Raw genomic sequence first — 26,659 nt, 5'->3', positions numbered from 1 at the left:
TGCTATATACAGGTTGACAAGCGCCGTGCAACCTGCTTAATTTCTACCCGTCTTTCTAAAGACTGAGAACGGCATAAAACAAACGAAATTTCTTGACAGATTCATGATTTCTAATTAAAGTATAGAAAAGGCATAATTGACAAATCAGCATAAATGGAGAAAAAACATGACTATACCTAAGCTGGTAACAGAAAGATTAATTTTAAGAGAAATTCATGCAGACGATATGGATGAAATTTTTGATTGCTGGATGCAGGATGAAGATGTATCAAGGTACATGTATTGGAAAGCGAGCAATGATATAAGTGATACAAAAGAATTTGTTGAATTTGAGCTGGACAATGTAGAAAACGAAAAATGGAATAGATGGATAATCCTTTTGAAGGCGACGTCTGAAATGATAGGAACTTGTCTGATTTACTTTAATGAAGAAGAAAAAAACTGGGACATTTCTTATAATCTCGGAAAAAGTTTCTGGGGAAAGGGCTATGCTTCAGAAGCTATGAACAGAGTGATGCAGTATGCAAAAGAAGTTTTGAAAATCAAGGAGTGTATTGCGATTCATGCAATAGAAAATTCAGCTTCTGAGCACATAATTCAAAAACTTGGGTTCCGTTATGAAAAAGATGTACCGTACAAATGTAATGGTGGAGATATCCTTACAACAGGAAGAAGTTATAGATATACAGTTAAATAACGTAAATAACGTGCAGTTTGTCTCGATGGCCACAGCAGGGTACAATGGTACGCAGGTCCTCTAAATGTATATTGCCATGTAAGGCGGACTTTCGCTAAAAAAGAAAAAAGCGCTGAAATGTCTCATTGCTTACATTCCAGCGCTTTCTGTTAAGTTTTGATTATTTAATCATGTTGGCAACTTCATCAGCAAAGTTGTCTTCACGCTTCTCCAGGCCTTCGCCTTTCTCAAAGCGCACAAACGCAACAATCTTAATTTCGCCGCCGAGCTCTTTCGCCACATTTTCAGTGTACTGTTTCACAGACAGGTCGCTGTCCTTGACATACGCCTGATCGACGAGGCAAACTTCCTTGAAGAATTTGCCCATTCTGCCAACAACGATCTTCTCCGCAATGTTTGCCGGTTTGCCGGACTCAATAACCTGCTCGGTGAGAATCTTCTTCTCATGCTCAACAACGTCTGCCGGCACGGAAGACTCGTCCAGATAAGCGGGAGCGATCGCGGCAATCTGCATCGCGATATTCTTGGCATACTCCTGGAAGCCCTCTTTCGCGGCAACCTCCGGAGCGGTCTCAAACTTTACCAGAACGCCGATTCTGCCGCCGCCATGAATATAGGAAACGACAGTGCCTTCGTAGCGCTGGAAACGGCGGATTTTGATGTTCTCGCCAATGGTGAGAATCTTTTCCTTCAGCAGAGCGTCAACGGTCATCTCAGTGCCAACAGCGGTGCTGGCGAGAAGCGCGTCTACATCTGCCGGATTGTTTGCCATAACGGTGTCTGCACAGGTCTTTACAAAAGCCTGGAAATCCGCATTCTTGGCGACGAAGTCCGTCTCTGCGTTGACTTCGATCGCAACACCCACGTTATTGCTATCGTTGGTGCAGGCAAATGCAACGCCTTCTGCTGCAATGCGGCCAGCCTTCTTGGTTGCCGCGGCAAGGCCTTTTTCTCTCAGGTAGTCGATTGCGGCGTCCATGTTGCCGTCGGCCTCTGCCAACGCCTTTTTGCAATCCATCATTCCGCAGCCGGTCTTCTCACGAAGCGCTGCAACGTCTTTTGCTGTAAAAGCAGCCATTTTAATTACCTCCATTTTTTAAACGCACCGGGGGGAACAAGTCCCTCCGGCGCTTTTATCAATTCTATTTATTTGAAAGGGTTGGAAATTAGCCCGCAACCTCTTCCGTTTCGTTCTCTTTTGCTTCCGCCTCGGCTGCGCCCATCTGGCCTTCTCTGCCTTCGATGATCGCGTTCGCCACGGTGGCAGAAATCAGTTTGACAGCGCGGATCGCGTCGTCATTGCCCGGAATAACATAATCGATTTCATCCGGATCGCAGTTGGTGTCAACAATCGCAACGATCGGAATACCGAGTTTCTTGGCTTCCGCAACAGCGATTCTCTCTTTGCGGGGATCGACGATGAACAGAGCGCCGGGGATCTGCTTCATGTCCTTGATGCCGCCCATGAATTTTTCCAGCTTTTCAATCTCGAGCTGGAGCTTGGTAACTTCCTTCTTCGGGAGCAGATCAAATGTGCCGTCCGCTTCCATAGCCTTGAGCTGATTCAGACGGTCAATTCTGCGGCGGATGGTGCGGAAGTTGGTGAGCATGCCGCCCAGCCATCTTGCGTTGACAAAATAAGCGCCTGCGCGTTCCGCTTCATCTCTGACGGAATCCTGCGCCTGCTTCTTGGTGCCGACAAACAGAACGGACTTGCCTTCCGCCGCGATGTCGCGTACGAAGTTGTAAGCCTCTTCCAGTTTCTTGACGGTCTTCTGCAGGTCGATGATGTAGATGCCGTTGCGTTCGGTGAAGATGTACGGAGCCATCTTCGGGTTCCATCTTCTGGTCTGGTGGCCGAAATGTACGCCGGCCTCCAAAAGTTGTTTCATAGATACAACTGCCATGATAAATCCTCCTTGGTTTTTCCTCCGCCGCGCTTTGATTTAGGACGCAGAACTCTTTTTAAAAGAGCACCGGTTCGTCCAGCATCGGCGTGTGTTTTGCGCGCATTATTATAGCATAATGCGACGATAATTGCAAGGAATATTTTTTATCCGCCGCCTCCGAATATACGCGGGCGTTTTTTCACACGATAAATGTCATTATAACATACCAGAATGGTTTCGTCACCAATGACTTCTATATCCTGCCATTTGATGGTAATGTCGTCCTCACGCCCGAAAAGCCCGAAGAAACGCAGACGGCCGTAGATGACGAGCGACAGCACCCGGGCGGTGACGGTATCAATTTCCACATCGCATACAAGCCCGATGCGCGTACCGTCCTTTACGTTGATCACTTCTTTATGGCGCATATCCGCAATTCTGCAGTTCATGGAAATCCCTCCAGCCGGAAGACCGGCAATCTTAAAAAGTATTGTGGTTTTCCTTTATATCTATGCGGCTTTTCCCTGTGGAATGCTGCATAATTTGTCCGAATCTGCATAAACCCTATAGAATCAATTGATTCTTTCCGTATGAAATGCTACAATAATAAACAAGAGGGCTGCGTCTGGAGCTCAGCCGAAAAAGGAGGAATGTTTATGAATATCTGGCACGATATATCGCCGAAGCGCATTAAAACAGACGACTTTTGTGCGGTAATCGAAATCACCAAGGGAAGCAAGGCAAAATATGAGCTGGATAAGGAGACGGGCCTGCTCTGCCTGGACCGCGTCCTGTATACCTCGACGCACTATCCGGCGAATTACGGCTTCATCCCGCGGACCTACGCCGCGGACCACGATCCTCTGGACGTGCTGGTGCTCTGCTCGGAGAACATCCACCCGCTGTCTTTGGTGCGCTGCTATCCCATCGGCGTCATCAGCATGGAGGACAGCGGCTTCAAAGATGAAAAGATTATAGCCATTCCGTTCAACGACCCGACTTATAACGGTTACAGGGATATCGGCGAGCTTCCCAAGCATATTTTTGATGAAATGTCGCATTTCTTTTCTGTTTATAAAGCTTTGGAGGGAAAGACGACGGCTATCGACAATGTGCGAGACACCGAAGCGGCCAAACAGATCATTCAGGAGAGTCTGGACAGCTATCTCGAAAATTATTGCCGCTGAAAATAAAATAAATTTTTAATCAGCTTGACAGATCATAAAAAGCCGGACACCGTCCGGCTTTTTCCATTTTTGCTGGTTGAGTCAGATGCTCCTTTGGGTTTTCCCTGTGCATGTTCCTTCCGGTTCATGGCAATACTGATTGCGAATAGAAGACGGGAGGCAATGTGCAGTGTATAACAAAGTGGACATTTGCGGCGTAAATACAGCAAAGTTGAAAGTGCTGACCGAAAAGGAAAAAACAGAGCTCCTGACGCGCGTGAAGGATGGCGACATGCGTGCAAGAGAAGAATTGATCAACGGCAACCTCCGATTGGTGCTCAGCGTGATCCAGCGCTTTACCAACCGCGGAGAAAACCTGGACGACCTGTTCCAGGTGGGATGCATCGGCTTAATCAAGGCGATCGACCATTTTGATATGAGCCAGGGCGTGCGGTTTTCTACCTACGGCGTTCCCATGATCATTGGCGAGATCCGGCGCTACCTGCGGGATAACAACAGCATCCGGGTCAGCCGGTCCCTGCGGGATACCGCATACAAAGCGATGCAGGCCAAGGAGCGCATGACTGCTCAAAACAACCGGGAACCTACGATCGACGAGATTGCCAAAGAGCTGGACCTTCCCCGGGAGGATGTCGTACTTGCACTGGAATCCATCGTGGAACCAGTCTCCCTGTACGAGCCGGTTTTTTCCGACGGGGGAGACACCATCTATGTGATGGATCAGGTGGGAGACAACAACGACGACAGCAACTGGCTGGATGAAATTGCCTTGAAGGAAGCCATCAGCGATCTGAGCGACCGGGAAAAGCGGATTTTGACCATGCGGTTTTTCCGCGGCAAGACCCAGATGGAGGTAGCAGCGGAAATCGGGATCAGCCAGGCGCAGGTCTCAAGATTGGAAAAAGGTGCGCTCAGTAAAATCAAAAAGGATATATAAGGAAGAAAAAGACAGGGAAGACCCTGTCTTTTTTATTGGTTCTGCGGCCTGATCCGGCACACTTGTGAATAATAGGTGAATTGCGGCGGAAAGACTTTACATTGCGAAATACATATTGTAAAATAATAGAAGTCCAAACCAATTTTACAAAAATTTATAGTAGGAGTTGTTCAATTTGCAGCCTAAATATAAACGGGTTCTTTTAAAATTGAGCGGGGAATCCCTTGCGGGACAGGAGTCCCACGGGATTGATTTCGATACGGTTCTGAAGATTTGCAAGCCGATCAAAGAGTGTGTGGATATGGGCACGGAAATTGCCATCGTTGTGGGCGGCGGTAATTTCTGGCGTGGCCGCAGCAGCGGTAAAATGGACCGCACCCGCGCGGATCACATGGGCATGCTGGCGACGACCATCAACGCGCTCGGCGTTGCGGACGCGCTGGAGCAGCTGGGTGTAACGGTGCGCGTGCAGACGGCGATTTCCATGCAGCAGGTTGCAGAGCCTTATATTCGCAACCGCGCCGTGCGGCATTTGGAAAAAGGGCGCGTGGTGGTGTTCGGCTGCGGCACAGGCAATCCGTTCTTCTCCACGGATACGGCAGCGTCCCTGCGCGCGGCGGAAATTGACGCGGATATTATTTTAAAGGCGACGATGGTCGACGGCGTTTACGACAGCGACCCCAAAAAGAACCCCGATGCGGTCAAATTTGATTCGCTTTCCTTTATGGACGTTTTAAATCGGGATTTAAAAGTCATGGACAGCACGGCGGCTTCCATGTGCAAGGACAATCACATCCCGATTTTGGTATTCAGCATTGATGACCCGGAAAACATCAAAAAAGCAGTTTGCGGCGAAGCAATTGGCACAATTGTGAAGGAGGATATGTAAATGAAAGAAGTACTGAAAAATGCGGAAGAGCGCATGGAAAAAAGCGCTTCCAATCTGTCCCATGCCTATGCGGGAATCCGTGCGGGAAGAGCAAACCCGGCAGTTTTGGAAAAAGTTAAGGTCGATTATTACGGCACGCCCACAGCGGTCAACCAGCTCGCGGCCGTGTCTGTTGCGGAAGCGCGCGTACTGGTGATCCAGCCCTGGGATGCCTCTGTCTGCCGCGCCATTGAAAAGGCGATCCAGACGTCCGATATCGGCATCAATCCGCAGAGCGATGGAAAGACAATTCGTATGATCTTCCCGCAGCTGACGGAGGATCGCCGTAAGGAGCTGGTCAAGGAGATCAGCAAAATGGCGGAAGAGGCCAAAATTGCGGTTCGCAACATTCGCCGCGACGCAATGGAAAAACTGAAAGCCATGGAGAAAAAAGCGGAGCTGAGCGAGGACGAGCTCAAAAAGGCGGAGAAGAAGACCCAGGATCTCACGGACAAGTACACCAAAGAGATGGATGCGATCTTTGCAAAAAAAGAAAAGGAATTGATGGAAATCTAACTGTTTTCCGGAATGAACCTATCCCCCTTTTGCGTATTAATAGGAAGACAGGACGGATGGCATGAAAGCTTCAAATCAAAAGCTGGGAACGGCAATGCTGCCAAACCATCTGGGAATCATCATGGACGGCAACGGCCGTTGGGCCAAAAAGCGCGGCTTGCCGCGCCCAGCGGGCCATACGGCCGGCGCCAATACGTTCCGCACGATTGCCCGGTACTGCAGCAGAATCGGTATCCCGTATTTGACGGTTTACGCGTTTTCCACAGAGAACTGGAAGCGTCCGCAGGACGAGGTAACGGCGTTGATGCGCCTTTTTAAACAGTACATGGAGGAAGCGCTCCGGGATTTCACAGATGAAAACATTCGCACGCGTTTTATTGGTGATACGTCTGCGTTTGCGCCGAATTTGCAGGATTTGATCCGGCGCACGGAGGAGTCTTCCAAAGATAAGACGGGTATGGTGCTCAACATCGCCATGAATTATGGCGGCAGGGCGGAGCTGGCGAATGCAATGCGCCAATTGGCGCGGGAGGTGGCGGCCGGCAGCCTGGTGCCGGAGGATATTAATGAAGCACTGATTGAAAAGCGTCTCTACACCGCGGGACAGCCCGACCCCGATTTAATTATTCGGCCCAGCGGAGAGAATCGTACTTCCAATTTTCTGCTCTGGCAGTCCGCGTACAGTGAATATGTAAGTATGGATATCCTGTGGCCGGACTTTACCACAAAAGATTTGGACCGCGCCCTGATGGAATTCGCACAGCGAAACAGGCGCTTTGGAGGGATTTAATTGAAATCGAGAGTGGCTTCCGGCGCGGCATTGGTGGTTTTTTTACTGGCAATTGTCATTTTTAACCGCTCTTTTCCCATGGCGCTCAACCTGGCGATTTCTTTGATCTCGGTGATGGGCGTGGTGGAAATTATTTCTGCCCTGGGCATGTCGAAGAATTCCATCCTGCTGTTGCCCAGCGCGGTGTTCGCCGCCGTGCTGCCGCTGGTGCAGGATCCGGTCTGGCAGCAGGCAGTCTATTATATTTATACGGTGATCCTGTTTGTGTCCCTGATTTTTTACCATCAGATGTTTACCTTCCGGGAGATCGGCGTGGTGTACAGCATGACCCTGCTGATCCCCACGGCGCTGGAGACGCTGGTCGGCCTGCGTTCTATGGGGCATAACCACGGCATGTTCTATGTGATCATCGCCATTTTTTCCGCATGGATTGCGGATGTCGGCGCGTTTTTTGCGGGAAGTTTTCTGGGTAAGCACAAGCTTTGTCCACAGATCAGCCCCAAAAAGACGGTGGAAGGCCTGGTTGGCGGCTTTGTTTTAGACATTGCGGCAATGCTGGTCTTCGGATACATTTTTCACGCGATATTCTATGCGTATCAGGTGCAGATTTCGTACGTTTCCCTGTTTGTGATCGGACTGGTTGGCGCAGCGCTTTCGGTGATTGGAGACCTGAGCTTCTCCTTGATCAAACGGAGCTGTCATATTAAGGATTTTGGGGAAGTGATCCCCGGGCACGGCGGCATTCTGGACCGGTTCGACAGTGTAATTTTTGTAGCGCCCTTCGTGTATTTTTGGGTGCAGTTTTTTCCGATTGTTGTTATATAAAACGAGCAAGTCGTTCATAATACTTCATAAAGAGGACAGATTCTGAAAAACAGATAAGGGTCTGTGCTCTTTTTTGTGGAAGGGGACTCCTATGAAACAAAACCTTTCCCTGTTGGGCGCAACGGGCTCCATCGGCTTGCAAACGCTCGATGTGGCGCGCCGCCTGGATTTAAAGGTGTGCGCCCTTGCGGCAAACCGCAATGTATCGCTTCTTGAAAATCAAATCAGAGAATTCAAACCGCAACTTGTTGCGGTTTTTGACTTAGATGCGGCCAAAAAGCTCCGGCTTGCCGTTGCGGACACCCCGGTGCGGGTGGTGCAGGGCATGGAAGGACTTTGCGAAGCCGCTTCTTTTGCCCCCGCGGATGTTGTTTGCAACGCAGTAGTGGGGATGGTCGGCTTACTGCCGACATTGGCGGCGGTCCGTGCCGGCAAGGATGTGGCGCTTGCCAATAAGGAAACGCTGGTGGCGGGCGGTGCGCTGGTCATGGCGGAAGCAAAGGCGCGCGGTGTCAAAATTCTTCCCGTGGACAGCGAACATTCCGCGGTCTTTCAATGTTTGCAGGGCTGCCCGGAAAAGAAGGCAGTGAAGCGCATCATTCTGACGGCTTCCGGCGGCCCGTGCTTCGGCATGACAAAAGAGGAATTGGCGCAGGTGACGCCGGAACAGGCCCTGAAGCATCCAAACTGGAATATGGGGTCAAAGGTAACCATTGATTCCGCCACGTTAATGAACAAAGGGCTGGAAGTGATGGAAGCCTGTTGGCTGTTTGGCCTGCCGGGTGAACAGGTAGACGTGGTCGTACATCGGGAAAGCATCGTGCATTCCATGGTTGAATACCAGGACCATTCAGTAATTGCGCAGCTCGGCGTGCCGGATATGCGCATTCCCATTCAATATGCGCTGACCTGGCCGCAGCGAATGGCTTCTTCCGTGGAGCAACTGGATTTGATTAAATGCGGGACGCTGACCTTTCGAGAGCCGGACATGGAGACCTTCACCTGCCTGCGCGCCTGCCGGCGTGCATTGGAGCGCGGCGGTTTGGCCCCAGCGGCGGCGAATGGTGCAAACGAAGAGGCGGTGCGCCTGTTCCTGGAGCATCGGATTTCCCTGCCGCGGCTTGGTGAATTGGTAACACAGGCGATGGAACATCAACCGGATGTGAAACAAATTGCGTCCGTCGATGATATATTGAACGCCGATGCGGCGGCGCGGGAATTCGTGCTGCGGGCGGCGAACTGACGAGGTGATCATTATTTTACAGGTTTTATTGGTAATCATAGCGGTTCTGCTTTTCGGATTTATCGTCTTCATCCATGAGTTCGGTCATTTTATCACGGCAAAACTCTCCGGCATAAGGGTCAATGAGTTTGCCATTGGGATGGGGCCGACGCTGTTTCATTTCCAGAAAGGGGAAACGAAGTATGCGCTCCGCCTGCTGCCCATCGGCGGCTTCTGTGCCATGGAGGGCGAGGATGAGGACAGCTCGGAGGAAGGCGCGTTTGGCAGTAAGCCGGTTTGGAAGCGTATTCTGGTAGTCGTTATGGGTGCGGTGATGAACATCGTGCTCGGTCTTGTCTTGATGATGATTCTGCTGGGCCAGCAGCCCGCGTTTAATTCTACGACCATTGGAAAGTTTCAGGACGGGGCGGCGACACAGGCCGCGGGCTTACAGATTGGCGATACATTTACAAGTGTGGACGGCTATAAAGTGAATACGGACCGCGATTTGAGCTTTGCACTGGCCACGGCAAACCCGGATTCCGTGGATGTTGAAGTTTTACGCGATGGACAGACAATCACCTTCCAGGACGTAAAATTCAACACAAAAGATAACAACGGAAAGCCGATGCTGATGCTTGACTTTTACGTGGAGCCGATCCAGAAAAATGTGGGAACGCTGCTCGTGAAATCCTGGCAGGATACGGTCTCCACTGTGCGGATGGTCTGGTACAGCCTGGCGGGGCTTTTGAGCGGCCAGTTTGGCTTGAATGATATGGCGGGTCCGGTCGGCGCGGCTAGCGCCATTGGAGAGGTCGCCTCACAGGGCCTGGCGCAGAGCTTTGGCACCGCGATTAATAATATTCTGTATATGATGATGATTATCACGGTCAACCTGGGCGTGGTCAACCTGCTGCCGTTTCCGGCATTGGACGGCGGGCGGCTGGTCTTCCTGGTTGTGGAAGCGGTGCGCCGCAAGCCGATCAATCCCAAATATGAGGGCTGGGTCAACGCGGCCGGCTTTGTATTGCTGATGTGCTTAATGGTGGTCATCACCTTCAGCGATATTCTGCGGCTGGTGACAGGGAAAGGACTTGGTGGATAGTGCGGAAGTCAAAACAGGTGCTGGTGGGCGGCGTGGCCATGGGCGGCGGCGCGCCCGTCAGCGTACAGTCTATGCTGAACGTGCCGGCGTCGGATATAGAAGGCAATGTTCGGCAGGCAAAAGCGCTGGAACAGGCCGGATGTGAGATCATCCGCGCGGCGATCCCCAACCGGGAGGCGGTCGCGCTGATTCCTGCAATCAAACAGGCGGTTCAAATCCCTCTGGTTGCAGATATTCATTTTGACTATCGGCTGGCGTTGGAATCCGTTGCCGCGGGGATCGACAAAATCCGCATTAACCCCGGCAATATCGGGGACGACGAACACGTAAAGGCGGTGGCGGACGCCTGCCGGAAACAGCGGATTCCGATTCGGATCGGCGTCAATTCCGGGTCGCTGGAAAAAGAAATCCTGGCGAAATATGGAAGCCCCACGCCGGAGGCGCTGGTGGAAAGCGCGCTATACCATGCGTCCCTGTTGGAACGCTTTAATTTTAATGACATCATCCTTTCCATCAAATCCTCTGACGTGGATACCATGATCCGCGCCTATGAATTGTGTGCGCAAAGCTGTACCTATCCGCTGCACCTCGGGGTGACGGAAGCGGGCACAGAACGCATGGGCCTGATTAAATCAGCCATCGGTATTGGCTCCCTGTTACAGCGTGGGATTGGGGATACGATCCGCGTTTCCCTGACGGCGGATCCGGTCAAAGAGGTCGCTGCAGGCTTCGACATCCTGAAGGCGCTGAATCTGCGCTCGGAGGGGGTACAGTTTGTTTCCTGCCCGACCTGCGGGCGCACGAGAATCGATCTGATCGGCATTGCCGCGGAGGTGGAAAAGCGCCTTGCAGGCTGCAAGAAGCCGATTAAAGTGGCAGTGATGGGCTGTGTGGTCAACGGTCCCGGAGAAGCGCGTGAAGCGGACATCGGCATTGCGGGAGGAGACGGCGTTGGCCTGCTCTTTAAAAAGGGAGAGGTAATCCGCAAAGTGCCGGAGGAACAGCTGGTGGACGAGCTGGTCAAAGAGGTAGAAAAGCTGTAATGCGTGCGCGCGTCTGCGCGCACGTTTGCACTGACCGGAGGATATTTGTTTTGAAAACATTTGGAGAATTTTTTGGGCCTTACATAAAGCTTTCCGGATATCCGGAGAGCATGCACAAGGGAGAAATTGCCGGGCTGCAAATCGACACGCAGAAGCGGATATTGACGGCGAAAGTGGCGTTTCCCGCGCTGGTGGACCGTTATACGCTGTTCCGTGCAGAAAAAGAGATCAGTGGATGCCAGGCACTGCAGCTTAACCGGGCGGTTTTGACGCCGCGGTTTCCAACGGGAAGTTTTTCGGTGGAATACTACCCCAATCTCGTGCAGGAGTTGAAGCGCCGGGATGCCAGCATTAACGGGACGCTGAATAACTCCAAGGCGCGCGTGGAGGATGGGAAGCTGATCATCACGCTCAGCCACGGCGGCATGAATCTGCTGCTTTCCCGCAAGGCGGACCGGATGCTCTCTCAGATGCTGCAGGAGGAATTCGGCGTCAGCCTGCAGGTGGAATTCGACGGTGTGACCTCAATGGAGAGCGACAGCGTTGTATACATAGAGCGCCAGAAGAAGCAGGAAGAGACAGTCCGGCGCGAGCAGGTGGTGCGGGAAGTGGAGGAATACGAGCAAAGCATGCAGGATGGCGCGCCGGTCAAAAAGAAAAAGGCCAAGACCATCAGTGTGCGTACACCGGAAACCATGCTGCCTGCGATTCTGCCGGAAACTGCAAAAGAATTATATGGACGTCCCGCAAAGGCGAAGCCAATTCCCATCAGCCGCATTACGCCGGACATCGGCAGCGTCACCATTTGGGGCGAGATTTTCTCTTTGGAGTCCAAGCTGACACGCGATCAGAACCGGAAGATTTATTCCATCAATATCACAGACTACACCGGTTCCATCACCCTGAAAATCATTGAGATGGTGCAGCAGTGCAAGGCGCTGGATACCCTAAAAAAGGGCATGACCATTATTGTGCGCGGGGATGTGGAGTACGACAAATACGATCATGAGATCGTGCTGCGACCCAAGGGGATTTCCACAGTGGAGCAGGTAAAGGTCATGGATACCGCGCCGGAAAAGCGTGTGGAGCTTCACCTGCATACCAATATGTCCAGTATGGACGGCGTCAGCCCGGTTGCAGACCTGATCAACCGCGCATACCAGTGGGGGCAGCCGGCTATTGCGCTGACAGATCACGGTGTGGCGCAGGCGTTTCCCGACGCAATGAATGCTTTGGAAAAGATCACCGGCAAGGGTGGCAAATTTAAAGTGATCTACGGTGTGGAGTCCTATTTTATCAACGATATGGTTCCAGCGGTGACTGGAAGTTCCGATCAGTCTCTGGACGGAGAATTCATTTCTTTTGATATTGAAACAACAGGCCTGAGCCCCAACAAGGAGCGGATCACAGAAATCGGCGCGGTGCGCATCAAAAACGGCGAGATTGTGGACAGCTTTGATACGTTTGTCAATCCGCGGATGCCGATTCCTCCTAAAATTACGGAGTTGACCGGCATTACCAACGAGATGGTGCAGGATGCGCCGCTGGAAAAAGAGGCACTGGAACAGTTTTACGCCTTCTGTGGGAAAGATGTGGTACTGCTTGCACATAACGCGGAGTTTGATACCTCGTTCATGCGGATCGCCGCGGATCGCTGCGGCATGGAGTTTCCGTATACCTATATCGATACGCTTCCCATGTGCCGCGCGATGCTCAAGGATTTGAAAAACCACAAACTGGACACCGTGGCGAAACACCTCAAGCTGGACCCGTTTAACCACCACCGCGCCTGCGACGACGCGGCGGTGCTCGGCAAAATCTTTTTGGTATTGCTGACCCGTCTGAAAGAGGATACCGCCGCCAAGACCGTAAAGGATATCAATACCTCGCTGGCTGGCGGCGACCCCAAAAAGATGCGTCCGTATCATCAGATCATCCTGGTAAAAAACCAGATCGGATTAAAAAATCTATATAAGCTGATTTCTTTTTCGCATCTGGATTATTTCTTTAAAAAGCCGCGTATTCCCAAGAGCGTGTTGGTCAAGTACCGCGAGGGGCTGATTATCGGCAGCGCTTGCGAGGCCGGGGAGCTCTATCGCGCGATTTTTAACGGACAGCCGTGGTCCACGCTGTGCGATATCGCCAGCTTTTACGATTATCTGGAGATTCAGCCGCTGGGCAACAATCAGTTCATGGTGCGCAACGGCGACGTACCGAATGAAGAAAAACTGCGTGAGTTTAACCGCACTATTGTCAAGCTGGGAGAGACGCTGCATAAGCCTGTTGTCGCGACCTGCGACGTGCATTTCATGGATCCAAAGGATGCGGATTACCGCAAAATTCTGATGGCGGGGCAGGGCTTCTCCGATGCGGACCAGCAGGCGCCGCTGTACATGCGTACAACAGATGAGATGCTGGAGGAATTCGCATATCTGGGCAAGGAAAAAGCCTATGAGATCGTCGTGACGAATACCAATAAAATCGCGGATATGGTCGAACAGGTGCGTCCCATTCCGGAAGGCGTGTTCCCGCCGTTCATCGACGGCGCGGAAGAACAGTTAAATGAAATCTGCTGGAAGCGCGCAAAGGAAGTTTACGGCGACCCGTTGCCCGCTGTTGTCAAGGAGCGCTTAGAGAGAGAGTTGGGTTCGATCAACAAGCACGGTTTCTCCGTGCTGTACATGACGGCGCAGAAGCTGGTGGCCGATTCGGAGGCGCACGGTTATCTGGTGGGTTCCCGTGGGTCGGTCGGCTCTTCCTTTGTGGCAAGCATGTCCGGTATTTCAGAGGTCAATCCGCTGTGCCCGCACTATATCTGTCCCAACTGCAAAAACAGCGAATTTATTGAAGACGGCAGCTATGGTTCCGGGTTCGACCTGCCGCCGAAAAAGTGTCCCAATTGCGGCACGGATTACAACCGGGACGGGCACACCATCCCGTTTGAAACATTCCTTGGCTTTGACGGAGACAAAACGCCGGATATCGACCTGAACTTTTCCGGTGAATACCAGTCTGGCGCGCACCGCTACACGGAGACGCTGTTTGGCAAAGATCACGTTTTCAAAGCCGGAACCATTGCCACCGTGGCGGACAAAACCGCCATCGGCTTTGTCAAGAAATACGCAGAAGAGCGCGGCAGCGTTCTGCACCGCGCGGAGGAATTGCGACTGGCAGTCGGCTGCACGGGGATCAAACGCACCACGGGCCAGCATCCGGGCGGCATGGTTGTCGTGCCGAAGGGCCACGATATTTATGAATTTTGCCCGGTACAGCATCCGGCGAACGATCAGAATTCCGATAACATCACCACGCACTTCGATTTCCATTCCATCCACGACACGATCTGTAAGCTGGACGAGCTGGGGCATGATGTGCCGACTATTTATCACTATCTGGAGGAGTACACCGGTATCCCGGTTATGTCCGTTTCGATGAGTGACCCGGAGGTTATGTCCCTGTTTGAATCGCCGAAGGCATTGGGCGTGACGCCGGAGGACATCGATTGCCAGACGGGAACCTTCTCTCTGCCGGAGCTCGGTACGCCATTTGTGCGCCAGATGCTGGTGGACGCAAAGCCGAAGACGTTTTCCGACCTGTTACAGATTTCCGGCCTGTCCCATGGAACGGACGTATGGCTGGGCAACGCGCAGGATCTGATTAAAAATGGAACCTGCACCATTTCAGAGGTGATCGGTACGCGCGATAGCATCATGACGTATCTGCTGCTGAAGGGCCTGGAACCGAAGATGGCGTTTAAAATCATGGAGATCACCCGTAAGGGTAAGGCGCCGGTGCTGCTGACGGATGAGCACAAGCAGGCGATGCGCGACCACAATGTGCCGGAATGGTACATTGAGTCCTGCCTGAAGATTAAGTACATGTTCCCAAAGGCACACGCCGCGGCATATATGATTTCCGCGCTGCGCCTCGGCTGGTACAAGGTGCATACGCCGGTGGAATATTATGCAGCCTATTTTAGCGTGCGCGGAGAAGATTTTGACGGCGCCACGGTGATTCAGGGGCGCGACGCGGTGCGCCGCCGCATGAATGAAATCAGCATGAAGGGCAAGGAGGCCAGCGCTAAGGAAGAAGCGGCCTATTCTACGTTCCAAATCGCCAATGAGATGCTGGCGCGCGGCATCGAGGTGCTGCCGGTAGACCTGTACAAATCCGACGCAAAGCGCTACATGGTGGAGGATGGAAAAATCCGCCTCCCGTTTTCTTCTCTGGCGGGTGTCGGAGAGGCGGCGGCCAACGCACTGGCGGAGGCGCGCGCAGGCGGCCCTTACATCTCGGTGGACGATTTACAGGGGCGGTCCAAGGTGTCAAAATCCGTCATAGAGATGCTGTCCCAGGCGGGGTCTCTCAAAGACCTGCCTGCAAGCTCACAGATGACCTTGTTCTAAAGGAGGCAATCACATGCAGCAGCCCAAAATCGCAAAGACCGCACATGTTGCGCCGGGCGCAGCCGTAATAGGAGACGTCACGCTGGGAGAGCAAAGCTCCGTCTGGTACAATGCCGTCCTGCGCGCGGACAACGATGTTATCGTCATCGGAGAACGGTCCAACATCCAGGATGGCTGCGTCCTGCATGTGGATGCGGGCTGCCCGATCCGGATTGGCGACGGCGTCACTGTGGGGCATGGGGCGATCCTTCACAGCTGCTCCGTTGGGGACAACACCCTGATCGGCATGGGGGCAATTCTGTTGAACGGCGCGAAAATCGGCGCGAACTGTATTATCGGCGCGGGTGCTTTGGTGACGCAGGGGATGGAGATTCCAGATGGTTCCCTGGCAATGGGGATGTCGGCACAGGTTCGCAGACCAGTGACGATGGAAGAGATCCAGGGCAATTTCCGCTCGGCGGAGGAATACTGCCGGCACGCGGAAGCGCTGCCGGAATGGGAGAAATCGGTTTGAAGACTTACAAAACCATATTGTTCGACGTGGACGGGACGCTGCTTGATTTTCAGGCGTCGGAACGAGCCGCGCTGGAACGGACGTTTCAAAAACATGGCTATTCGCTGGACAGCCGTGTCAAACAAATCTATCATCGGATTAACGATGGATTATGGAAGCAATTTGAGCGGGGAGAGATCAGCCGGGAAACGGTGATCTATTCCCGCTTTGTCCGGTTGTTCGAAGAACTCGGCATTCATGGGGACGGGCGTGCATTTGAAGACGAGTACCAGGATGCGTTGGGACAGGGCCATTTTTTGATTCCCGGCGCGGAGGAAATCTGCGCCTATTGCGCGGCCCGTTGCGGCTTATATGTGGTGACCAACGGCGTTTCCCGCACGCAGTACAGCCGGTTGCAAAGCTCCGGACTGGACCGCTTTATGAAGGGAATTTTTGTCTCGGAGGATGCTGGATATCAAAAGCCGATGAAGGCGTATTTTGATTACGTCTTTGCGCGGATTCCGAATTTTGATCCGGAGGCAGCGCTGATTGTCGGTGATTCGCTGAGCTCGGACATACAGGGCGGCGTCAACGCGGGGATCGATACCTGCTGGTTTTGTCCGGATGAAACGGCGGAAAACAAAGGAATCCGGGTGGATTACCGCATTTGCCGGTTGGACGAACTGAGGAAAATAATTGTGTGAAACAGTTGACAGGGATAGTTCACTGTGATATTATATTAGCACGCTAAAGTGAAAGGCGAATGATACAAGGAAATGGTAGGCTTCCTATGAAGAATTACAATATGATTACACCGGAAGGTACAAAAGACCTTCTTTTTGAGGACTGTCTGGCACACCGCTATGTGGAACGGACGCTCACCGGCGTGTTTTCCTCCCGAGGATTTAACGAAGTGGTTACGCCCGGGCTGGAATTTTACGATGTATTTGATCCGGACTTCTCCGGCATTGCACAGGAAATTATGTATAAGATGAGCGACCGGCACGGCAGGCTGGTGGTCATGCGCCCGGACTCCACCATCCCGATCGCGCGGATGACGGCGACCCGCCTGCAAAAGCAGCGGAAGCCGATCCGCCTGTATTACGTACAGCAGATTTACCGCAGCAACCCGGGGCTGACGGGCCGCCGAAATGAGATGATGCAGACAGGGATTGAGCTTCTGGGCGCGGCGGGCCGGCGGGCGGATCTGGAAGTGATTGTGACGGCGGTGGAGGCGTTGAGCAAATGTGTGCCGAATTTCCGCCTGGAACTGGGGCACGCGGGCTTTTTCCGCGCGTTGACAGCACAGCTCCCGATTTCCGACGACCTGCGGGAGGACATTCGCAGCAGTATTGAGTCAAAGAATTACGCGGCGCTCAATACCATTCTGGACACGCTGGAGGATAGCCGGCAGGTAGACGCCGTCCGCCGTCTGCCGCGCTTATTTGGTGGAGAAGAGGTCTTTGCGCAGGCGGAACCGCTCTGCGAAGATGAGGAATCCAGCGCTACGCTGGCTTATCTGCACGAGCTGTATCAATCCCTGGTGGAGCTTGGGCTGGGCGACCGAATGATTGTAGACCTCGGGCTGGTACAGCGCAATGATTACTATACGGGGATCATCTTCAGTGCGTACATGGAGAACATCGGCGATGCAATCCTGCTGGGAGGGCGGTACGACAAGCTCTCCGAACAATTCGGCTCCCCAATGCCGGCGGTCGGTTTTGCCGTCAATGTGGATGCCCTGGCGGAACTTTTGCTCAAGCAGGGGCGGATTCAGCCGCCGAAGGCGGTGGATATTCTGGTCCACAGTGACAGCGGCTATGAGATCAAGGCGCTACAGTATGCGTCTCAGCTGGCGGGAAGCGGCTATAAATGTGAAAGCTCTGTGTTTACAACCCGCGAGGAAGCGCTTGCCTATGCGCGGGCGCAGGGTATCCGGCGTGTCGACTTTGTCAACGGCTCGGTGGAGACGATGAATGGGATAGGGGAGAAGGTATGAAACCGTTACGGATTGCATTGACAAAGGGCCGCTTGGAAAAGGATACGGTAGCCCTGTTTGAAACAATCGGGTTTGATTGTGAGGCAGTGAAAAATAAAGGCCGCAAGTTGATTCTTCCCGTGGGGGAGCATCTGGAGGTCGTGCTGGCCAAGGCGGCGGACGTGATCACCTATGTGGAGCACGGCGTCTGCGATCTGGGCGTCGTGGGCAAGGATACCATTATGGAATACGGCACCAGCTTTTATGAAGTGCTGGACCTCGGCTTTGGCCGCTGCCGGTTTGCTTTGGCCGCGCCGAAAGGATCTGACTTTTTCAGCGGTTACGCCAGCAAGACGATTGCAACAAAATACCCCAATGTGGCGCGCAACTATTTTGAAAGCAAGGCGATGGATATTCGCTTTATCAAAATTGAAGGTTCCGTGGAACTGGCGCCGCTGCTGGGGCTTTCCGATGCGATTGTGGATATTGTGGAGACGGGTTCCACTCTGCGTGAAAACGGATTGGAGGTTGTGGAAACCGTATGCGATATCTCCGCGCGGCTGATTGTCAACACGGCGAGTCTCAAGCTGCGCAAGGCGGAGATTGAAGAATTGGTCGCACAGATGGAACAGGCGACGCAGGAAAAATAGAAGGGAGGCACCCGCAAGTGATACAGTATGTCAAACAGGGCGGCGATTTTGGCCGCGCTTTTATTGAACAGCTCAAGGAGCGCAGCGCGAACTCCGGCAAAAAGGTGGATGAAGCGGTTGCGGAGATTGTGGAAACGGTGCGCAAAAATGGAGACGCTGCCGTGCGCGCCTATACGGAGCGCTTCGACGGCAGTGTGCCGGAAAAAATGGTCATCGATCAGGCGGATATGCAGGAGCTGGTCAAAGACTGCGATCCTGCTTTTGTGGAAGCGCTAAAAAAGGCGGCGACAAATATCCGCGATTTCCATGCGCGGCAAAAACAACAGAGCTGGATGAACACGGAGGCAAACGGCGTCATGATGGGCCAGCGTGTGCGCGGCCTGGCGAAAGTTGGCCTCTATGTGCCCGGCGGCACGGCGGCGTATCCGTCCTCCGTGCTGATGAACGCGATTCCCGCGAAGATCGCCGGCGTGGGCGAGCTGGTTATGGTGACGCCCCCCGGTAAAGACGGCAAACCGAATCCGGATATTCTGGCGGCGGCGCTGGTGGCGGGTGTGGACCGCGTTTTCCTGATGGGCGGCGCACAGGCAGTCGCAGCGCTGGCCTTTGGCACAGAGACCGTTCCCAAAGTTGATAAAATCGTCGGTCCCGGCAATATCTATGTTGCCACGGCGAAACGGCAGCTCTACGGCACGGTTGATATTGATATGATCGCGGGACCGAGCGAAATTCTGATCATTGCGGACGAAATGGCAAATCCGGAATTTTTAGCGGCGGATTTGATGTCTCAGGCGGAACACGATGTACTGGCCTCTTCTATTTTGCTGACGACGTCGGAGAAAATCGCGGAGGAAACGATTGCGGCGCTTTACCGCCAGATCGAAACCCTTTCCCGCAAGGATATTATTAACCAGTCGCTGGACAATTTTGGCGCGGTGATGCTCTGCGATACGATGGAGGAAGCCGTAGAATTTGCCAATGAGCTGGCGCCGGAACATCTGGAAGTCTGTGCCGCCAATCCAATGGAATTTATCGGCAAGCTGGATAACGCGGGCTCCGTCTTTTTGGGCAACTGGTCCCCGGAACCGCTGGGTGACTATTTTGCCGGCCCGAACCATGTGCTGCCCACCAGCGGCACGGCGCGCTTCTTCTCGCCGCTCTCTGTGGACAGCTTTGTCAAAAAGTCCAGCTTTATCTATTACACGCAGGAGGCGCTTTTGCAATCAAAGGATGACATTATTAAGCTCGCCGAAACGGAAGGTTTGACCGCACACGCCAATTCCATCCGTGTGCGCGGCCAGTAACGGAGGAGCCAATATGCCTTTTACATTAAATGAAAAGCTGAAGGACTTGCAGCCCTACGACCCGATCGAGGGTGAATACCCGATCCGCCTGGATGCGAACGAGTCCTTCCTGGAAATGCCGATGGAACTGCTGGAGCAGGCACAGTATGCCATGGCGGATATTCCCTTTAACCGGTATCCCGATCCCTACGCAAAAGAGCTTTGCGCCAGCTTTGGTGCATATTACAGGGTCGATCCCGCGTTGGTGACGGCGGGCAACGGCTCGGATGAGCTGATTTCCATCATTGAGACGGCGTTTTTGATGAAAGGCGATGCGATTTTGACCGTTGCGCCGGATTTCTCCATGTACCGTTTCTACAGCTCTCTGGTGGAGGCAAAAAGCGTCGTCTACCAAAAGGGCGAGGATTTGACCATTGATGTGGACGAGCTGATCTTTGCCGCGAACGACAGCGGTGCAAAGCTGCTCCTGTTTTCAAATCCCTGCAATCCTACCTCCCTGGGCTTGAACCGGGAGGAGGTGCGCCGGCTGATCCGGTCGGTCTCCGCGCTGGTGGTTTTGGATGAAGCCTACATGGATTTCTGGGATCAGTCCCTTTTAAGTGAGGTGGAGCAGTACGACAATCTGATCATTTTGCGCACCTGCTCCAAGGCGTTCGGTATGGCGGGCATCCGATTGGGCTTTGCGGTGGCAAATCCCACACTGACCCGTGCGCTGCGTGCGGTTAAGTCTCCGTACAACGTCAATTCCGTTACACAGAAGGTCGGAACCATCATCCTGAACAGCGGGGAAGTGCTGGATCAGGCGATTGCGGAGTTGATCGGCGCACGAAAAGCCTTGTACCAGGCGGTTAAGGAGTTGGAAACGGCTTTTCCGGAAAAGCTGCATGTTTATGACAGCTGTACCAATTTTGTGCTGGTTCGGCTGCCCGACGCGCGCCGTGTTTTTGACGCGCTTCTGGAAAAAGGAATTGCTGTTCGTTTTATGGGCGATACGCTCAGAATTACTGCTGGCAGTCCAGAAGAAAATGAAAGATTTTTAGAAAATTTTAAAGAACTGCTTTCATCCTCCACAAACCTGTAAAAATGGTGTAAAATAAATAGGATTCAAAAGAGAGGTACGGCTATGAGAACCGCGTTGCAGACCAGAAAGACCCGGGAAACCGATATTACGATAGAACTTTCCCTTGATGGAGGTCCGGTTCAAATTTCGACGGGAATCGGTTTTTTTGACCATATGCTGACGGCTTTTGCCGTCCACGGCGGCTTTGGGCTGCAGGTTTCCGTGGAAGGGGACCTGTATGTGGACGGGCATCATACGGTGGAGGATACCGGCATTGTATTGGGAAAAGCCTTTGCGCAGGCATTTGGCGACAAATCCGGCATTGCGCGCTTCGGGAGCTTCTTTGTACCGATGGACGAAGCGCTCGCATTCGCCGCGGTAGATGTAAGCGGAAGGCCCTTCCTTGCGTTCCAGGCGGATTTTTCACAGGAACGCGCAGGGGAATACGATCTGTGCCTGACGGAGGAATTTCTGCGCGCATTTGCAACAAATGCGGGAATTACGCTGCATGTCCGTTTGGAGTATGGTTCCAACGCGCACCATGAGGCGGAGGCAATCTTCAAAGCGGCGGCACACGCGCTCCGGCTGGCGGCGGTGCAAACCGGCGGCGGCGTTCTCTCCACAAAGGGTTCTTTGTAGTTCCTGCCTGACTCCTTTTGATAAGGGAATTTGGAAAATACGAATAGGAGGTAGGCTAGATGGTTATTCTGCCTGCAATTGACATCAAGGATGGAAAATGTGTGCGTTTGGTGCAGGGAAAATACGATACCGCCTATACAGTCGCAGAAAGCGCCGCCGATACGGCAAAGGCGTTTGAGGCGATGGGCGCGACCTGGCTGCACATGGTCGACCTGAACGGTGCAAAAGACGCGATGCCGGTTAACACAGAGCTGATTTTTGACGTGATCAAACAGTGTGATCTGAAGGTGGAACTGGGCGGCGGGATCCGCACGATGGAGACGGTCGATTATTATTTGGAAAACGGCATTTCCCGGGTAATCCTGGGCTCCGCAGCCCTGAATAACCCGGCGCTGGTCAAAGAAGCCGTGAAAAAGCACGGGGATAAGATCGCCGTAGGAATCGACGCACGCGATGGAAACGTTGCAGCGGAAGGCTGGCTACAAACTTCTACCGTAAACTATATTGATTTGGCAAAGCAGATGGAGGATATTGGTGTAAAGTATATTATCTTTACCGACATTTCTCACGACGGCATGATGGATGGACCGAACTACACGATGCTGGACAAGCTGAACCGTGCGGTTTCCTGCAAGGTAATCGCCAGCGGCGGCGTCAGCAGTTTGACGGACATTGTGGTGCTGACCGCTCTGAAGCTGCATGGCGCGATCTGCGGCAAGGCGCTTTACACCAGAGACCTGAGCCTGCGTCAGGCAGTGGATCTTTGTAAAGGGGTCCGTACGGAATGAAACAAATAGACGAAGCGTTCATAGAACGCTTTTTTAAAAAAGGGGATCTGCTGCCGGCGATTGTGCAGGAGTACGGCACCAATGAAGTGCTGATGCTTGCCTATATGAACCGGGAGTCCCTGCGCAAGACACTGGAGACCGGGTACACCTGGTTTTACAGCCGCTCCCGGCAGGAGCTGTGGAACAAGGGTGCGACGTCCGGGCATCTCCAAAAGATTGTCAGCATAGACGGAGACTGCGATGACGATACACTGCTGGTGACGGTGGTACAGACCGGCCCTGCCTGCCATACAGGGGCGCACAGCTGCTTTTTTCAACGCATCTGGCAGCGAGAAGCGGATACAAATTCATAAAGGACGGTAGTTACAAGGATGAATAATGTGCTCAACGAACTTTATCAGACTGTGCTGGCCCGCAAAGACAGCCATACGGAGGGTTCTTATACCTGCTATCTGTTCGAACAGGGGCTGGATAAAATTCTGAAGAAATGCGGCGAAGAATGCAGCGAAGTCATTATCGCGGCAAAGAACGGCAAAAACGAAGAGACAGTTCTGGAAATCTCCGATCTATTGTACCACCTTACCGTTTTGATGGTGCAGTCCGGTATCCGGTTGGAGGATGTGGAGACGGAATTGGGAAAACGCAGCGCAAAAACCGGGAACCTGAAGCAGTTCCATCAGGTGGATAAGAACTCATAATAAAAATGCGATGGTCTTATAATTGGCTGTGTTTCATAATCGAACTGTATTGTGATTGTCAGCAGATATAAAAATGGGTTGAATTAACGATTCCCCCCGCCGCAGGCGGGGGGAATCGCTTTTATCTTGCTAAAGTTTTATCTAATGTTTTTTTATGAATGGATATCGATGGAACGCAGGTTGAGCTTGCGGTCGTGAATCTTTTTAAAGGTGGCAGTTTCTTTATGCAGCAATTCTGCTTCCAGGTCGTTCAGCGAACGAACAGAGATACCGGCTTGACGCTGCCTGGAAGCGGACAAAAACTGAACGCGGTCGAGAGGAGTTCCCGCCAGATATTGTGAGATTTCGTATTTTAGGCTTTCAAACCGGTAGGTGATGACAGCTTCTGTCACGGAAAAGATGGACGCCAGCTTGGCTTTAAAGGAACCGTAATCCTTCCAGGTGGTGAGTTGAGAATATTGTTCCGCTATGTATGGAAAAAGCAAATGGGCGGGCGCCAGGATTTCCGCCGCGCCTTCGTTTGCCTGCCACTCCAGGAAAGCATCTTGATTGGGCTTGGCTTTTTCAAAACAGTTAAAGGATTTAGCCGGGCCGCCCTTGTGCAGTGTAATGTGAATCAACTCGTGTGCACAGGTAAAATTGTTTTCCTTCCAGGAAAGCGTCCCGTTTAACAGGATCACATTTGGTTCCCCCTGCGTCGACAGACAGGAAATCCCTTTCAGTCCGGGCGTTTTAAAGCAGGGGCAGGCCACCTCGATGTCCGGCCGCTCCTGACAAAATTGAATCATATCCAGCGGATACCCATCCCGCGTGATGTTCAGTCCCTCGCAGAGCTGATGGATTTCCCGGTAAAGCTCCGCTTTTGTACAATGATGGTGCATAGGCCCTCCATTCAGCGCCGGCGCAGCTTTTTGATGATATCGATGGCCAGCTTGATGTCGTCCGGATCGATATCGTTTTCCTGTGCTTCGCGTGCAAAATTAAAGTAGACCTTGTCCAGTTGGCTGGGAACAGCGCTCTGTGTACTCCAGTCCATTAAATAGGCGGGCGTTACCTGAAGCGTCTGGGCAAGCAGGGCGATCTTATCCCCGCGCAGGCTGGCGATTTCGCCGCTTTCCCAGCGGGAAACTGTTGCGGAGCTGACGCCGACCGCATGCGCCACATCTTCCAGGGTGAGATGCAGCTCAATTCGCCGGTTTTTAATCTTTTCCCGGAGTTCCATGGGAACGCCCCCTCATAAAGTTTTATTCCAGTATAGCACATCTTTGCGCTTTTGCAATCTTTATTGAATGAAATTGCATTTACGTATTGCTTTTTGTTTTGTAATATGAGATAATAAAAATCATTCAGTTGGTAGTCAGGGATATTATATAAGGAGATAATTGGTTTTTCTGAAAGCATAACCGGAATTTTGATAGTTTATGCGGAAAGACTTGACAGATGGGAAATCTGTCTGTATAATATCTTTTATGTAATATGACTCTTACTCATAACCCCTGCCTTTCGGCGGATGGGAGGGAAATAAATGGCTGAAATCAGAATTAAGGACAATGAATCCTTGGACAGTGCTCTGAGAAGATTCAAGAAGCAGTGCGCCAGATCTGGAGTAATTGCTGAAGTTCGCAAGAGAGAGGCTTATGAAAAGCCGTCTGTCAAGCGCAAGAAGAAGTCCGAGGCGGCCCGTAAACGCAAGTTTAGATAAGGGTTGTCGGCTTTAGAATGAATTTTTAACAAAAAGCGGGCATGTTGCCCGCTTTTTTGATGTTATCCGGGTCGGGGCAGGCTCGGGCTACATGCGGAGGTGTCAAATGGCTTTCTTTTTGCCTACTGTCTCAGTGAAGAGCATTTTGGATATCACGCCGCAGCTGCTGCATGCAATGGGTGTGAACACCATTTTGCTGGATGTAGACAATACCCTGGCGGTTCACGGCGCACAGGAGCCGTTTCCCGGCGCGGTGGAGTGGACAAAACAAATGAGTCAAAAAGGCTTTCGTATCATCATCCTGTCAAACAATTTTGAAAAGCGGGTTGCACCGTTCGCGCAGAAATTCAGCTTGCCGTTTCTCTCTTTTTCCATGAAGCCGTTTCCAATGGCGTATACCCGTGCAATGCGGAAACTCGGTGCAAGAAGGAAAGAGACCGTGGCGGTTGGCGATCAGATTTTTACCGATGTAATTGGCGCCAACCTGTCTGGAGTGAAATCCATTCTGCTCGCGCCCGAAGATCTGGAGGATACGCTTTCTTTCCGGATCCGCCGTGCACTGGAGCAGCCAATTCGCAGGCGGGCGGAACGCATCGGGCGTGGGTCGCAGTATTTTAAGGAGTAGCGGTATGAAAAAGAAGGTGCTTGTTCTTTTGGGCCCGAATCTCAATCTGGTTGGGGTCCGGGAAAAAGGAATCTATGGGGAAGAAACGGCAGAACACATCAACGCGCAGATTCTGGAGCATGCGCAAAAGCTTGGATACGACTGCGATATCTACCAATCCAATCATGAGGGCGATTTGATTGATAAAATTCACGCGTCCAGGGGAATCTATAACGGTGTGGTAATCAATGCCGGTGCGCTGACGCATTACAGCTATGCGCTGCACGACGCCATCGCCTGTGTGCGGATTCCTTTTGTTGAAACCCATATGTCAAATATCCATGCGCGTGAGGAATTCCGTCACAAATCCGTGATTGCGGATGTTTGTGCGGGGCAGATCTCCGGCTTTGGAAAAAACAGCTATTTTCTTGCGTTAGCAGCGCTGAAAGACCTGATGTAAGCTGGATAAAACAAAACCGCAGCGGTTTTATCGCAGTTTGCTGTTTTGTAAAAATTTGTCTTGAAAAATAGCGGGAAATATTATACACTAAAGGATAGTAAATTAGTTATTGGAGGATACAGTCATGATATCTGCAGGAGATTTTAGAAACGGTGTTACATTCGAAATGGAAGGCAATGTTTATTCCATTATCGAGTTTCAGCACGTAAAACCTGGCAAGGGCGCTGCGTTCGTCCGTACGAAGATCAGAAATGTAATCAGCGGTTCGGTTACAGAAAAAACCTTCAACCCGAACGACAAATACCCCACCGCGTTCGTAGAGCGCAAGGATATGCAGTACCTGTACAGCGATGGCGATCTGTATTATTTCATGGATTCTGAAACCTTTGAGCAGATTCCGATCAATAAGAGTGTTCTGAATGATAACTTTAAATTTGTTAAAGAAAACATGGACTGCAAAGTGCTTTCTTACAAGGGCAATGTTTTTGGCGTAGAACCGCCGAACTTTGTCGAACTTGTCATTGTGGAGACCGATCCGGGCTTTAAGGGCGATACCGCAACCAATGCGACGAAGCCGGCGAAGCTGGAGACCGGCGCGGAAATTAAGGTCCCGCTGTTTATCGACGAGGGCGAAACCATTCGCATCGATACCCGCACAGGCGAATATATGGAGCGCGCATAAGGCACACTATCTTTTGGTAGGGAAGCCTAAGCTTTGCCGCGTGCCCAAGGCGCGTG

The 26,659-nt window shown here is 52.2% G+C and carries 30 protein-coding genes; 25 read left to right on the top strand and 5 right to left on the bottom strand.

Translation table 11 applies throughout. The features are described from left to right. Nucleotides 1-166 precede the first annotated feature (166 nt). Nucleotides 167-697 carry a GNAT family N-acetyltransferase gene (locus BN2106_RS09555; RefSeq protein WP_050698311.1) on the top strand — a complete coding sequence of 177 codons (531 nt, stop codon included), beginning with the start codon at nucleotides 167-169 and terminating at the stop codon, nucleotides 695-697. Between the two features lie 160 nt (nucleotides 698-857). On the opposite strand, the gene tsf is transcribed toward BN2106_RS09555, so the two are convergent. The 3 genes from tsf to BN2106_RS09540 form a co-directional block, all read right to left on the bottom strand. Beyond that, nucleotides 858-1,775, bottom strand: a complete 918-nt coding sequence (gene tsf / locus BN2106_RS09550; protein ID WP_050698310.1) for a translation elongation factor Ts — start codon at nucleotides 1,773-1,775, stop codon at nucleotides 858-860. Between the two features lie 88 nt (nucleotides 1,776-1,863). After that, nucleotides 1,864-2,604 (bottom strand): 30S ribosomal protein S2, encoded by a 741-nt coding sequence (gene rpsB / locus BN2106_RS09545; RefSeq protein ID WP_050698309.1) that lies wholly within the window; start codon nucleotides 2,602-2,604, stop codon nucleotides 1,864-1,866. 146 nt (nucleotides 2,605-2,750) lie between these two features. Continuing rightward, nucleotides 2,751-3,035 carry a YlmC/YmxH family sporulation protein gene (locus BN2106_RS09540; protein WP_050698308.1) on the bottom strand — a complete coding sequence of 95 codons (285 nt, stop codon included), beginning with the start codon at nucleotides 3,033-3,035 and terminating at the stop codon, nucleotides 2,751-2,753. A gap of 207 nt (nucleotides 3,036-3,242) precedes the next feature. Between BN2106_RS09540 and BN2106_RS09535 the strand changes: the two genes are divergently transcribed. The 20 genes from BN2106_RS09535 to hisE all read left to right on the top strand — a co-directional run bounded on the left by BN2106_RS09535 (nucleotide 3,243) and on the right by hisE (nucleotide 23,155). Beyond that, a complete protein-coding gene (locus BN2106_RS09535) occupies nucleotides 3,243-3,773 on the top strand; it encodes an inorganic diphosphatase (RefSeq protein ID WP_050698307.1) in 531 nt (176 codons plus the stop codon). Nucleotides 3,774-3,942: 169 nt separating this feature from the next. After that, on the top strand, nucleotides 3,943-4,710 hold the full coding sequence (gene sigG / locus BN2106_RS09530; RefSeq protein ID WP_050698306.1) for an RNA polymerase sporulation sigma factor SigG: 768 nt from the start codon (nucleotides 3,943-3,945) through the stop codon (nucleotides 4,708-4,710). Between the two features lie 175 nt (nucleotides 4,711-4,885). Beyond that, on the top strand, nucleotides 4,886-5,599 hold the full coding sequence (pyrH, locus tag BN2106_RS09525) for a UMP kinase (RefSeq protein ID WP_050698305.1): 714 nt from the start codon (nucleotides 4,886-4,888) through the stop codon (nucleotides 5,597-5,599). Next, nucleotides 5,600-6,154: a ribosome recycling factor gene (gene frr, locus BN2106_RS09520; RefSeq protein ID WP_050698304.1), complete on the top strand. Its 555-nt coding sequence runs from the start codon at nucleotides 5,600-5,602 to the stop codon at nucleotides 6,152-6,154. A 61-nt stretch (nucleotides 6,155-6,215) separates the two neighbouring features. Continuing rightward, the gene (locus BN2106_RS09515; RefSeq protein WP_074017477.1) at nucleotides 6,216-6,944 is read left to right on the top strand and encodes an isoprenyl transferase; all 729 of its coding nucleotides are present in this window, start codon (nucleotides 6,216-6,218) and stop codon (nucleotides 6,942-6,944) included. Next, nucleotides 6,945-7,769 (top strand): phosphatidate cytidylyltransferase, encoded by an 825-nt coding sequence (locus tag BN2106_RS09510; RefSeq protein ID WP_050698303.1) that lies wholly within the window; start codon nucleotides 6,945-6,947, stop codon nucleotides 7,767-7,769. It abuts the gene before it with no gap. A gap of 91 nt (nucleotides 7,770-7,860) precedes the next feature. After that, entirely contained in the window at nucleotides 7,861-9,012 is a 1,152-nt protein-coding gene (locus BN2106_RS09505) for a 1-deoxy-D-xylulose-5-phosphate reductoisomerase (protein ID WP_050698302.1), read from the top strand. Between the two features lie 4 nt (nucleotides 9,013-9,016). Further along, nucleotides 9,017-10,096, top strand: a complete 1,080-nt coding sequence (locus BN2106_RS09500) for a M50 family metallopeptidase (RefSeq protein ID WP_242846291.1) — start codon at nucleotides 9,017-9,019, stop codon at nucleotides 10,094-10,096. Then, nucleotides 10,096-11,139 carry a flavodoxin-dependent (E)-4-hydroxy-3-methylbut-2-enyl-diphosphate synthase gene (gene ispG / locus BN2106_RS09495; protein ID WP_050698301.1) on the top strand — a complete coding sequence of 348 codons (1,044 nt, stop codon included), beginning with the start codon at nucleotides 10,096-10,098 and terminating at the stop codon, nucleotides 11,137-11,139. Before BN2106_RS09500 ends, ispG begins: the two co-directional genes overlap by 1 nt. 50 nt (nucleotides 11,140-11,189) lie before the next feature. Beyond that, nucleotides 11,190-15,545, top strand: coding sequence for a PolC-type DNA polymerase III (locus BN2106_RS09490; RefSeq protein ID WP_050698300.1), 4,356 nt, complete (start codon nucleotides 11,190-11,192; stop codon nucleotides 15,543-15,545). A 13-nt stretch (nucleotides 15,546-15,558) separates the two neighbouring features. After that, nucleotides 15,559-16,059: a gamma carbonic anhydrase family protein gene (locus BN2106_RS09485; RefSeq protein ID WP_050698299.1), complete on the top strand. Its 501-nt coding sequence runs from the start codon at nucleotides 15,559-15,561 to the stop codon at nucleotides 16,057-16,059. Beyond that, nucleotides 16,056-16,742 carry a YjjG family noncanonical pyrimidine nucleotidase gene (locus tag BN2106_RS09480; protein ID WP_050698491.1) on the top strand — a complete coding sequence of 229 codons (687 nt, stop codon included), beginning with the start codon at nucleotides 16,056-16,058 and terminating at the stop codon, nucleotides 16,740-16,742. Before BN2106_RS09485 ends, BN2106_RS09480 begins: the two co-directional genes overlap by 4 nt. Before the next feature lie 86 nt (nucleotides 16,743-16,828). Then, a complete protein-coding gene (hisZ, locus tag BN2106_RS09475; protein WP_050698298.1) occupies nucleotides 16,829-18,037 on the top strand; it encodes an ATP phosphoribosyltransferase regulatory subunit in 1,209 nt (402 codons plus the stop codon). After that, nucleotides 18,034-18,666 (top strand): ATP phosphoribosyltransferase, encoded by a 633-nt coding sequence (hisG, locus tag BN2106_RS09470; protein WP_050698297.1) that lies wholly within the window; start codon nucleotides 18,034-18,036, stop codon nucleotides 18,664-18,666. Before hisZ ends, hisG begins: the two co-directional genes overlap by 4 nt. Before the next feature lie 17 nt (nucleotides 18,667-18,683). Then, a complete protein-coding gene (gene hisD, locus BN2106_RS09465) occupies nucleotides 18,684-19,970 on the top strand; it encodes a histidinol dehydrogenase (RefSeq protein WP_050698296.1) in 1,287 nt (428 codons plus the stop codon). Nucleotides 19,971-19,983: 13 nt separating this feature from the next. Then, nucleotides 19,984-21,051: a histidinol-phosphate transaminase gene (gene hisC, locus BN2106_RS09460; RefSeq protein WP_050698295.1), complete on the top strand. Its 1,068-nt coding sequence runs from the start codon at nucleotides 19,984-19,986 to the stop codon at nucleotides 21,049-21,051. Between the two features lie 42 nt (nucleotides 21,052-21,093). Beyond that, on the top strand, nucleotides 21,094-21,669 hold the full coding sequence (gene hisB / locus BN2106_RS09455; protein ID WP_050698294.1) for an imidazoleglycerol-phosphate dehydratase HisB: 576 nt from the start codon (nucleotides 21,094-21,096) through the stop codon (nucleotides 21,667-21,669). Nucleotides 21,670-21,728: 59 nt separating this feature from the next. After that, entirely contained in the window at nucleotides 21,729-22,457 is a 729-nt protein-coding gene (gene hisA / locus BN2106_RS09450; protein ID WP_050698293.1) for a 1-(5-phosphoribosyl)-5-[(5-phosphoribosylamino)methylideneamino]imidazole-4-carboxamide isomerase, read from the top strand. Further along, on the top strand, nucleotides 22,454-22,810 hold the full coding sequence (hisI, locus tag BN2106_RS09445) for a phosphoribosyl-AMP cyclohydrolase (RefSeq protein ID WP_050698292.1): 357 nt from the start codon (nucleotides 22,454-22,456) through the stop codon (nucleotides 22,808-22,810). Before hisA ends, hisI begins: the two co-directional genes overlap by 4 nt. An 18-nt stretch (nucleotides 22,811-22,828) precedes the next feature. Next, a complete protein-coding gene (gene hisE, locus BN2106_RS09440; RefSeq protein WP_050698291.1) occupies nucleotides 22,829-23,155 on the top strand; it encodes a phosphoribosyl-ATP diphosphatase in 327 nt (108 codons plus the stop codon). A gap of 152 nt (nucleotides 23,156-23,307) precedes the next feature. Here hisE and BN2106_RS09435 read toward each other — a convergent pair whose 3' ends face one another. Both BN2106_RS09435 and BN2106_RS09430 read right to left on the bottom strand, forming a co-directional pair. Further along, complete coding sequence (locus BN2106_RS09435) at nucleotides 23,308-24,036, bottom strand: ImmA/IrrE family metallo-endopeptidase (protein WP_050698290.1); 729 nt, start codon at nucleotides 24,034-24,036, stop codon at nucleotides 23,308-23,310. Between the two features lie 11 nt (nucleotides 24,037-24,047). After that, on the bottom strand, nucleotides 24,048-24,377 hold the full coding sequence (locus BN2106_RS09430) for a helix-turn-helix domain-containing protein (RefSeq protein WP_050698289.1): 330 nt from the start codon (nucleotides 24,375-24,377) through the stop codon (nucleotides 24,048-24,050). A gap of 303 nt (nucleotides 24,378-24,680) precedes the next feature. On the opposite strand from BN2106_RS09430, the gene rpsU reads away from it, so the two are divergent. The 4 genes from rpsU (at nucleotide 24,681) to efp (ending at nucleotide 26,603) form a co-directional block, all read left to right on the top strand. Beyond that, nucleotides 24,681-24,857, top strand: coding sequence for a 30S ribosomal protein S21 (gene rpsU, locus BN2106_RS09425; protein WP_050698288.1), 177 nt, complete (start codon nucleotides 24,681-24,683; stop codon nucleotides 24,855-24,857). Between the two features lie 106 nt (nucleotides 24,858-24,963). Continuing rightward, nucleotides 24,964-25,482 (top strand): YqeG family HAD IIIA-type phosphatase, encoded by a 519-nt coding sequence (locus tag BN2106_RS09420; RefSeq protein WP_050698287.1) that lies wholly within the window; start codon nucleotides 24,964-24,966, stop codon nucleotides 25,480-25,482. A 4-nt stretch (nucleotides 25,483-25,486) separates the two neighbouring features. Then, complete coding sequence (gene aroQ, locus BN2106_RS09415; protein WP_050698286.1) at nucleotides 25,487-25,921, top strand: type II 3-dehydroquinate dehydratase; 435 nt, start codon at nucleotides 25,487-25,489, stop codon at nucleotides 25,919-25,921. Between the two features lie 124 nt (nucleotides 25,922-26,045). Further along, entirely contained in the window at nucleotides 26,046-26,603 is a 558-nt protein-coding gene (efp, locus tag BN2106_RS09410; RefSeq protein ID WP_050698285.1) for an elongation factor P, read from the top strand. Nucleotides 26,604-26,659 lie beyond the last annotated feature (56 nt).

Source organism: Anaeromassilibacillus senegalensis (assembly GCF_001261775.1).
GTDB classification, from domain to species: Bacteria; Bacillota; Clostridia; order Oscillospirales; family Acutalibacteraceae; genus Anaeromassilibacillus; species Anaeromassilibacillus senegalensis.
This window is presented reverse-complemented; position numbering and strand designations above follow the sequence as displayed.

Coding starts and splice junctions, on each gene's coding strand:
- hisE (WP_050698291.1), top strand. CDS start 22,829: ATGAATAATGTGCTCAACGAACTTTATCAGACTGTGCTGGCCCGCAAA.
- rpsU (WP_050698288.1), top strand. CDS start 24,681: ATGGCTGAAATCAGAATTAAGGACAATGAATCCTTGGACAGTGCTCTG.
- hisC (WP_050698295.1), top strand. CDS start 19,984: ATGCCTTTTACATTAAATGAAAAGCTGAAGGACTTGCAGCCCTACGAC.
- hisZ (WP_050698298.1), top strand. CDS start 16,829: ATGAAGAATTACAATATGATTACACCGGAAGGTACAAAAGACCTTCTT.
- frr (WP_050698304.1), top strand. CDS start 5,600: ATGAAAGAAGTACTGAAAAATGCGGAAGAGCGCATGGAAAAAAGCGCT.
- BN2106_RS09540 (WP_050698308.1), bottom strand. CDS start 3,035: ATGAACTGCAGAATTGCGGATATGCGCCATAAAGAAGTGATCAACGTA.
- BN2106_RS09435 (WP_050698290.1), bottom strand. CDS start 24,036: ATGCACCATCATTGTACAAAAGCGGAGCTTTACCGGGAAATCCATCAG.
- efp (WP_050698285.1), top strand. CDS start 26,046: ATGATATCTGCAGGAGATTTTAGAAACGGTGTTACATTCGAAATGGAA.
- BN2106_RS09505 (WP_050698302.1), top strand. CDS start 7,861: ATGAAACAAAACCTTTCCCTGTTGGGCGCAACGGGCTCCATCGGCTTG.
- BN2106_RS09535 (WP_050698307.1), top strand. CDS start 3,243: ATGAATATCTGGCACGATATATCGCCGAAGCGCATTAAAACAGACGAC.
- hisA (WP_050698293.1), top strand. CDS start 21,729: ATGGTTATTCTGCCTGCAATTGACATCAAGGATGGAAAATGTGTGCGT.
- BN2106_RS09430 (WP_050698289.1), bottom strand. CDS start 24,377: ATGGAACTCCGGGAAAAGATTAAAAACCGGCGAATTGAGCTGCATCTC.
- aroQ (WP_050698286.1), top strand. CDS start 25,487: ATGAAAAAGAAGGTGCTTGTTCTTTTGGGCCCGAATCTCAATCTGGTT.
- hisI (WP_050698292.1), top strand. CDS start 22,454: ATGAAACAAATAGACGAAGCGTTCATAGAACGCTTTTTTAAAAAAGGG.
- BN2106_RS09485 (WP_050698299.1), top strand. CDS start 15,559: ATGCAGCAGCCCAAAATCGCAAAGACCGCACATGTTGCGCCGGGCGCA.
- tsf (WP_050698310.1), bottom strand. CDS start 1,775: ATGGCTGCTTTTACAGCAAAAGACGTTGCAGCGCTTCGTGAGAAGACC.
- BN2106_RS09420 (WP_050698287.1), top strand. CDS start 24,964: ATGGCTTTCTTTTTGCCTACTGTCTCAGTGAAGAGCATTTTGGATATC.
- hisG (WP_050698297.1), top strand. CDS start 18,034: ATGAAACCGTTACGGATTGCATTGACAAAGGGCCGCTTGGAAAAGGAT.
- rpsB (WP_050698309.1), bottom strand. CDS start 2,604: ATGGCAGTTGTATCTATGAAACAACTTTTGGAGGCCGGCGTACATTTC.
- hisB (WP_050698294.1), top strand. CDS start 21,094: ATGAGAACCGCGTTGCAGACCAGAAAGACCCGGGAAACCGATATTACG.
- BN2106_RS09515 (WP_074017477.1), top strand. CDS start 6,216: ATGAAAGCTTCAAATCAAAAGCTGGGAACGGCAATGCTGCCAAACCAT.
- BN2106_RS09555 (WP_050698311.1), top strand. CDS start 167: ATGACTATACCTAAGCTGGTAACAGAAAGATTAATTTTAAGAGAAATT.